This window comes from Streptomyces sp. NPDC002619 (genome assembly GCF_042889305.1).
Taxonomy (GTDB): Bacteria; Actinomycetota; Actinomycetes; order Streptomycetales; family Streptomycetaceae; genus Streptomyces.
This window is the reverse complement of sequence record NZ_JBIAQV010000040.1, coordinates 47238-54712: the sequence shown is the minus strand read 5'-3', so window position 1 is coordinate 54712 and position 7475 is coordinate 47238. Positions and strand designations below refer to the sequence as shown.

Below are 7475 nucleotides of genomic sequence, written 5' to 3'. Positions count from 1 at the left end.
GCGCAAGCGTGTCCTCCTCGCCCGCTGACCCGCGTGCCGGAAACGACGCGGCGGTGACCGTCCGTCAGGCCTGCACTGAAAGTGATCCAGAACCACTTTTCAGCCGTCGCCGACAACTGCTCATCGAGAAAGCCTTCGACATGTCCGACGGCACCTACGGACACCGGCGTATCCAGGCCCAGCTGCACCGCTGGGGCGTCACCGCGAGCCTGGAACTGGTCCGCAGCGCAGGCTCATGCGCGAACTGGGACTTGAGCCCTGCCAGCCGCAGCCGAAAAGGTACAGCCTCACCAAGGCCACGGCCGGCCAAGTGCCGGACCTCGTCGGCCGCAACTTCACCGCTGACGCACCCGGTGAACCTAACCTCGCGCTTCCATGACCGCGGTGGCCGAAGCGTGATCAATGAAGCGAGGAGTGTCGTTGACCTGGGACGATAGGGCTTTCTAAAGTCCTGATCGCCATCAAGAGGGCCGCACTCCTCAGGTGAAGGTAGCGGGTCGTACCCGCCCGTCCGTGTCGGAGGCGGCGGACGCGGGGCGGTCGCGTCCGGCCTGCGACCGCGGTGCGACGGCCTTGTGGGTGCGTTCGAGGGTCGGCTTGTCCGCGATCGACGCGCGGTCCGATCGGTTGTCCACCATCTGCGATACTCCGACGCATGGTGCCGCCTGCCCGTCACCTGTTGCGGGCGAAAGACCTTGCCGATGCCCGGTACTTCGAGCCGCTCACGGTTGCGGACCTGGCTCGCGTCGCCGGGCTGTCGCCGGCACATTTCAGCCGTGAGTTTCGGCGCACGTTCGGCGAACCACCACACCAGTACCTGTTGACGCGCCGTCTCGAGCGCGCGGCGACGCTGCTGCGCAACACCGATCGCACCGTGACCGAGATTTGCTTTGCGGTTGGACTCGCCAGCGTCGGCTCGTTCACCACGAGCTTCCAGCGCGTGTTCGGCGTGGCACCACTCGCCTACCGAGCGAGCTTTCCGCCCGCGCGACGGCACATCCGGGTCCCCGACTGCATCGCTCGTGCCTACGGTCGTCCGCAGAACCGCACGTTTCGAGAAGCCGATGCGTCCTGTGACACGTAGCGTGACTTGCACCCGATCCGAGGAGGTCCGGTGATCAAGATCGCCAACACGCAATTCTGGGTGCACGACCAAGAAGAGGCCCTCGCGTTCTACACACGGACGCTCGGTTGGGAGGTGCGAGCGGATGTCACCATGGAGGAGTGGACGTTCCGGTGGTTGGTCGTCGGACCGGTCGGTCAAGGCAACGTGGGGCTCGTGCTGATGCCGATCCCGAAGCCGCCAATGTTCGACGCGGAGACTGCTGATCAACTCGCGGAACTGGTCGCCAAGGGCGCGAGCGGCACATTGTTCCTTGAGACCGACGACTGCCAGGCCGCATACGACGAACTCTCCGCGCGGGGTGTCATCTTCAACGACCCGCCGACACGGCAGCCCTACGGCATTGATACGTCGTTTCGCGACCCATCCGGCAACAACATCCGCCTCACGCAGGTGCTCGAGTTCTCGATGGACCGCGCCTGAGGTCGCCCCCGGAGCGGCCGGTGGCGGACACGCCACCGGAGATCGCGCGTGGTAACGCCTGATCTTCACACTGATGTACACCGCTTCGTCCACGCTATCCATCGAGGCGCGCGACGCACGCCTGGACAACAGGAGCGACCACTATGACCGACGACGCCAGCCTTCAACCTCTCCTGGCCCACAACTTCTTAGCTCTGGCGGACCTGCTCGATTCGATCTCCGATGCGCAGTGGGAGACCTCGTCGCTGTGCGAGGGCTGGCGTATTCGTGAGGTCATCGCTCACTTGACCATGCCGGTGCGCTATTCGGAACAAGCCTTCATGGCCGAGTTGCGCGACTGTGACTTTGACTTCACACGGCTGTCCAATCAGATTGCCGCCCGTGACGCCACCCTCGCCACCACCGAGCTTGTCGCGAACCTGCGTACCGACGTCATGCACCACTGGACGCCGCCGGGCGGCGGCTACCACGGCGCCCTCAACCATGTCGTCATCCATGGCCTCGACGTCACCGTTCCGCTCAGGGTGCCGCGACGGTCATCGGATGAGGCCATGATCGTCGTCCTCGATGGCCTCACCGACGGCGGTGGTCACAGCCACTTCGGTGTCGAGATTGACGGGCGTAGCCTGCAAGCCACCGACATTGATTGGTCCTGGGGCGCGGGTTCGTCGCTATGTGGAACGGCCGACGACCTCGCGCTCGCGCTCTGCGGCCGGTCGCTTCCGTACGCACACCTCGAGGGCAAGCCGCTTTAAGCCCCGCACGTCCACCGAGCGGGCTATCCGACAGGTGATCAAAAGAACGAGGAGTGTCGCTGACCTGGGACGATGGGACTTGTCTAGGATCCTGTCGTCGTCGAGGAAGCTGCACTCTCCGGGTGAACAAGCGTAGCGGGTTGTACCCACGTGCCCGCATCGAAGGCGATGGTCGCGGCCTGGTCTCGCGGGCCGGCACCGTTCTGCTGGTCGAGACCGCCCGCACGGCTGGACTGGACATGGCGATATCCACAGCTTTGGCACCATGGCGCAAGCACCGGACGGTCCATGATCCTGGCAAGATCCTGCTGGACGTCGCGCTCGCCGTGGCCCTGGGCGGGGACTGCCTGGCTGATGTCGCGATGCTGCGGGCCGAGCCCTCCGTGTTCGGACCGGTCGCTTCCGACCCGACCGTCTCCCGCTTGGTCGACACTCTCGCCGCAGCCGGTCCCCGCGCCCTGGCCGCGATCCGCCGTGCTCGGTCCGAAATCCGCGAACAGGTCTGGAAGTTGGCCGGCCAAGCGGCCCCGAACGCGGGCGGCGAGGTGCTCGTGGACATCGACGGCGTCCTGGTCCTGGCGCACTCCGAGAAGGAGGACGCCGCGAAGACCTGGAAGAAGACGTTCGGTCATCACCCGCTGTTCGCGTTCGTCGATCACGGCCGCGAGGGGGCCGGAGAGCCGGTCGCCGGCCTACTGCGGCCGGGGAACGCGGGCAGCAACGCCGCCGCCGACCACATCGAAGCCGCCCGGGCGGCCCTGGCTCAGCTGCCGAAGAGCTACCGGCGCGGACGCCGCACCCTGATCCGCACCGACTCTGCCGGCGGCACCCACGCGTTCCTCAACTGACCCACCGCACGCGGCCGATGGCTGTCCCATTCGGTGGGGATGACCGTCACCGACACCATCCATGCCGCAGTGCTGAAGATCCCGGAGGCGGCCTGGACGCCGGCGATCGAGCCGGACGGGCAGATCCGCGATGGCGCCTGGGTCGCTGAACTCGCCGGCGATGTCCTCACCGGCTGGCCGAGGGGGATGCGGCTGATCGTCCGCAAGGAACGGCCGTACACTGGCGCCCAGTTGCGTTTCACCGACGCCGACGGGATGCGGATCACCTGCTTCGCCACCGACACGCCGATCGCCCAGCTGGAGCTGCGGCATCGCCAGCGGGCCCGCGCCGAGGACCGCATCCGCGCCGCTCGCGAGACCGGCCTGCGCAATCTGCCCCTACACGACACCGCACAGAACCAGATCTGGCTGGAGATCGTCCAGCTCGCGCTCGACCTGCTCGCCTGGATGCCCATGCTCGCCCTGACCGGACCCGCCCGCCGGTGGGAACCCAAACGCCTGCGGTTGAGGCTGTTCTCCGTCGCTGCCCAGCTGATCACCACCGGACGCCGCCGCGTCCTGCGCCCTGCCCAACACTGGCCCTGGGCCGACGTGATCAAAGCTGCGTTCACCCGCCTGCGAGCCCCGCCGAAACCCGGCTGACCAACAACAAAGCCCCTGTCCCGACGAGCAGTCGCCGCCTTCGGAGCCGTGGACCCGACGCCTACCCGACGCGTTAGCCGGGCCCCCGGCCTACCCACCAACAGAAGACTCAGCCCGGACAAGCAGAGACGGCCCGCCGCCCAACACTGACGATCCGTCATGCAAAATCGAGGCTAACTGTGGAGCTGGGTAGAGGGTGAACCAGTCGTGAATCATCCGGAGCCCGGCGAACCGCTGCCGCCCAGTACTGAACTGTCGACCGGATCAGCACGGACTTCAAACGCCGCGGCTCCACCTTCGCCGGCAGCACGATCGTCTACGCCTGTCTGCAGGCAGTGGGAGTTGTCGATGACCGTGTCGACGGCTGCCCCGCGAAGTCAAGTTAGTAGGCCGGCAGCGGCCAGCGGCGGCTCCGGCTCAGCGGGTGACAGTTGGCCCAGGGCCGCTTCCACTGCGTCATGCAGCGACCGGATGAGCATACGCCGACAGCACTTCGGCGCGCCGAGAACTGCCCTGTGCCCGGCAGTTGTCAGCGGCGTGGTTCGGGTCGTCGGCCTGGCGGTTGGGTGGGCTCGGGCAGGGCGGTGGGCAGCTCGACGGGGCGGGTCTGCGGCGCTTCTTTGGACAGGGTGATGACCTCGCCGTCGTGGCTGATCTGGAGGGGTTCGCCTTCCATCAACGCGTAGGTGATGTGTGAGCCAGTGATGTCGATCCGCAGGCAGCGTTGCCGGACGCGGAGCGAGAAGGCCAGCCGTCCGAGCCTTGCGGGCAGGCGGGGAGCGAAGCGCAGGACGTCTCCATGGTCCCGCATGCCGCCGAAGCCGGCGACCAGTCCTATCCAGACACCTGCGAGGGAGGCGACATGCAGGCCGTCGCGGGTGTTCCTCTCCAGGTCCGCCAGGTCCATCAGCGCAGCCTCCCCCAGGTAGTCGTAGGCAAGGCCCAGGTGGCCGACTTCGGCGGCCATCACGCACTGGATGCATGCCGACAGCGAGGAATCCCGGACGGTCAGAGGTTCGTAGTAGGCGAAGTTCCGCGCCTTCTGGTCTTCTTCGAAAGCATCACCGCACAGGAACATCGCCAGCGCCAAGTCCGCTTGTTTGACCACCTGCTTGCGGTACAGGTCGAAGTACGGGAAATGCAGCATCAGGGGATACTGCTCGGACCGTGTGCCCGCGAAGTCCCACACGTCGAGGCTGGTGTAGCCGGCCGACTGCTCATGCACGCCCAGGGCACGGTTGTAGGGCAAGGACATCGCCTTGGCCGCATCACGCCAGCCGGCCATCTCTTTCTCATCGACGCCGAGGGCTGCGGCCTGCGCCGCGTGACGCTCGGCCGCGTCGGCGGCGGCCTGCAGATTCGTCCGGGCCATGAGGTTGGTATACGCGTTGTCCCTCGCCAGTGCGCTGTACTCGTCAGGGCCGGTGACGCCATCGATGTGGAAGCGGCCACCGGAGTCGTGATGACCGAGGGAGTGCCACAGACGGGCCGTCTCCACCAGCAGCTGCAAGCCGGTCTCGCGTTCGAAGTCCGCGTCACCTGTAGCCCAGACGTAGCGCACGACGGCGGCGGCGATATCGGCGTTGATGTGGAAGGCTGCGGTGCCGGCCGGCCAGTACCCGGAACATTCTGCTCCATCGATCGTCCGCCAGGGGAAGGCTGCACCCTGCAGTCCGAGCTGGCGGGCGCGGGCACGCGCCGCCGGCAGGGTGTCCTGTCGCCAGCGCAGGGCTTCAGCGACGCAGTTCGGCCAGGTGTACGTGAGCACCGGCAGAACGAACGTCTCGGTGTCCCAAAAGGAGTGCCCGTCGTATCCGGAACCGGTAAGGCCCTTGGCCGGGATCGCCCGCTGCTCGGCCCGGTTGCCGGCCTGCAGTACGTGGAAGAGCGCGAACCGTACCGCTTGCTGGATTTCCGCATCGCCGTCGACCTCGATATCGGCATGCCGCCAAAAGCCGTCAAGGAACTCACGCTGCTGGTCCACCAGTCCCTGCCAACCGGTGTTGCGCGCACCGGCGAGCGCGGCCTCCACCTGGTCGCGGACGGCCGGCAGCGAGCGGCTCACGGACCAGCCATGGGCGACCAGTTTCTCGACTCGAAGGGTCTGTCCCGGGTCGATGACACAGGTGACCGTGAGGCGGCCCACATCATCCGTACTCTCACTTGAGGTCTGGGTGGTTACGGGGCCCTGCACCACGTGGTCGGCTGCGGCTGCGACACGCTGGTTGCTGTGTGCCGTGCGGTGCACCAGGCGCAATCGCATGCCGATCGCGAGGTGCTCCTCGGGCTGAAGGCAGGACTCCACAGCGGCGGCAACCCGGGGATCGCCGGTCAGCGTGGGCAGCTGCTCGTTGGTGACGAGTTCCGACTGAAGGACGAGGTTCGTCCGGGCGTCCACCGGTTCCACTTCGTAGGCGACCGCAGCGATGGCCCGCTGGGTGAAGGAGATCAGCCTGGTGGACCGCACGCGTACCGTCTTGCCGGCCGGCGACGTCCACTCGCAAGCGCGATGGAGCAGTCCAGCACGCAGATCGAGCGCGCGCTCATGGGAGTGCAACCGCCCGTAGCGGATGTCGAACGGTTCGTCGTCGACCAGCAGGCGGATGAGCTTGCCGTTGGTCACGTTGATCACCGTCTGCCCGGACTCCGGGAACCCATAGCCGGCTTCCGCATACGGCAGCGGATGAAGCTCGTGCACACCGTTGAGGTAGCTGCCGGGCAAGGCGTGCGGCTCGCCCTCATCGAGATTGCCGCGCCAGCCGACATGCCCGTTGGACAGGGAGAAGACGGACTCACTCTGTGCCAGCACGTCCAGGTTGAGGTCGGTCTCGCGCAGACACCACGGCTCGACGGCATAGGCGGGGTGGCTGATCATGTGTGGCCCTCCAACAGCTCGCAGAGGTCCTTCACCACGATGTCGGCGCCGTGCCGACGTAGCGCGTCCGTCTGGCCGACACGGTCGACGCCCACCACGGCCCCGAAGCCACCGGCACGTCCGCATCCATACCAGCCAGGGCGTCCTCGAACACGGCCGCCACCCGGGGTTCAACCCCGAGATCGTGCGCGGCTTCGAGAAAGGTGTCCGGGTGCGGCTTACCGGCAAGCCCGCGCTCGGCGGCGACGACCCCGCCGATCCGCACATCGAAGCGGTCCTCGATATCCGCGGAGATCAGGATCTCGCGGCAATTGGCGCTGGAGGATACGACCGCCGTGCTCAGCCCCGCCGCCCGTACGACATCAACGGAACGCACGGAACCCGCATACGGCTCGACACCCTGCGCGCGGATCTTCTCCAGAAGGACGGCGTTCTTGCGGTTGCCGAGCCCCTGCACGGTGTTCAGCTCCGGTGAATCATCGCCCCTTCCCTCCGGCAGCTCGATTCCGCGTGAGCCAAAAAGACCCGCACCCCGTCAAGGCGCGGGCGACCGTCAACGTGCTGCTCGTAGTCGGCGACCGCGTCGAAGGGACGGAAGGCGGACCCTTCCCGCCGCCGCAGGAAGTCATCTAATGCCTCCTTCCACGCGGCTGCATAAAAAACTGCAGCCTTGGTCAGCACACCGTCCAGATCGAACAGACATGCCCTTACTTTGTCCGGAAGGCCCAACTTTGCCATCGTTGGTCTTCTACCCGTGCCGGCCTCCGCCGACTCCCACGGACACGAAATGAACGGCGGGCCGACTGGCC

The 7475-nt window shown here is 66.7% G+C and carries 7 protein-coding genes and 3 pseudogenes; 6 read left to right on the top strand and 4 right to left on the bottom strand.

Going from position 1 to position 7475, the window contains the following annotated elements; all coding sequences use genetic code 11:
- Window positions 1-188: pseudogene (locus tag ACFYXB_RS36835) on the bottom strand (hypothetical protein); the annotation flags it as partial.
- On the opposite strand from ACFYXB_RS36835, the gene ACFYXB_RS36830 reads away from it, so the two are divergent.
- Window positions 141-437, top strand: coding sequence for a hypothetical protein (locus ACFYXB_RS36830; protein WP_389589376.1), 297 nt, complete (start codon window positions 141-143; stop codon window positions 435-437). The pseudogene ACFYXB_RS36835 and the gene ACFYXB_RS36830 sit on opposite strands and share 48 nt — an antisense overlap.
- Before the next feature lie 42 nt (window positions 438-479).
- Here the strand turns inward: ACFYXB_RS36830 and ACFYXB_RS36825 are convergent, their stop codons facing one another.
- On the bottom strand, window positions 480-638 hold the full coding sequence (locus tag ACFYXB_RS36825; RefSeq protein WP_389589375.1) for a hypothetical protein: 159 nt from the start codon (window positions 636-638) through the stop codon (window positions 480-482).
- A gap of 17 nt (window positions 639-655) precedes the next feature.
- On the opposite strand from ACFYXB_RS36825, the gene ACFYXB_RS36820 reads away from it, so the two are divergent.
- The 5 genes and pseudogenes from ACFYXB_RS36820 to ACFYXB_RS36800 all read left to right on the top strand — a co-directional run bounded on the left by ACFYXB_RS36820 (window position 656) and on the right by ACFYXB_RS36800 (window position 4177).
- Complete coding sequence (locus ACFYXB_RS36820) at window positions 656-1084, top strand: helix-turn-helix domain-containing protein (RefSeq protein ID WP_389589374.1); 429 nt, start codon at window positions 656-658, stop codon at window positions 1082-1084.
- Window positions 1085-1114: 30 nt separating this feature from the next.
- A complete protein-coding gene (locus ACFYXB_RS36815) occupies window positions 1115-1546 on the top strand; it encodes a VOC family protein (protein ID WP_389589373.1) in 432 nt (143 codons plus the stop codon).
- Between the two features lie 143 nt (window positions 1547-1689).
- Window positions 1690-2301 carry a maleylpyruvate isomerase family mycothiol-dependent enzyme gene (locus ACFYXB_RS36810; RefSeq protein WP_389589372.1) on the top strand — a complete coding sequence of 204 codons (612 nt, stop codon included), beginning with the start codon at window positions 1690-1692 and terminating at the stop codon, window positions 2299-2301.
- A gap of 122 nt (window positions 2302-2423) precedes the next feature.
- A pseudogene (locus tag ACFYXB_RS36805) lies at window positions 2424-3791 on the top strand (IS1380 family transposase).
- 263 nt (window positions 3792-4054) lie between these two features.
- Entirely contained in the window at window positions 4055-4177 is a 123-nt protein-coding gene (locus tag ACFYXB_RS36800; protein ID WP_389589378.1) for a DNA-3-methyladenine glycosylase I, read from the top strand.
- Between the two features lie 143 nt (window positions 4178-4320).
- Here ACFYXB_RS36800 and ACFYXB_RS36795 read toward each other — a convergent pair whose 3' ends face one another.
- The gene (locus tag ACFYXB_RS36795) at window positions 4321-6666 is read right to left on the bottom strand and encodes a glycoside hydrolase family 65 protein (protein WP_389589371.1); all 2346 of its coding nucleotides are present in this window, start codon (window positions 6664-6666) and stop codon (window positions 4321-4323) included.
- Window positions 6663-7404 (bottom strand): annotated as a pseudogene (locus ACFYXB_RS36790) (HAD family hydrolase). The gene ACFYXB_RS36795 and the pseudogene ACFYXB_RS36790 overlap by 4 nt, the downstream one beginning before the upstream one ends.
- Between the last annotated feature and the right edge of the window lie 71 nt (window positions 7405-7475).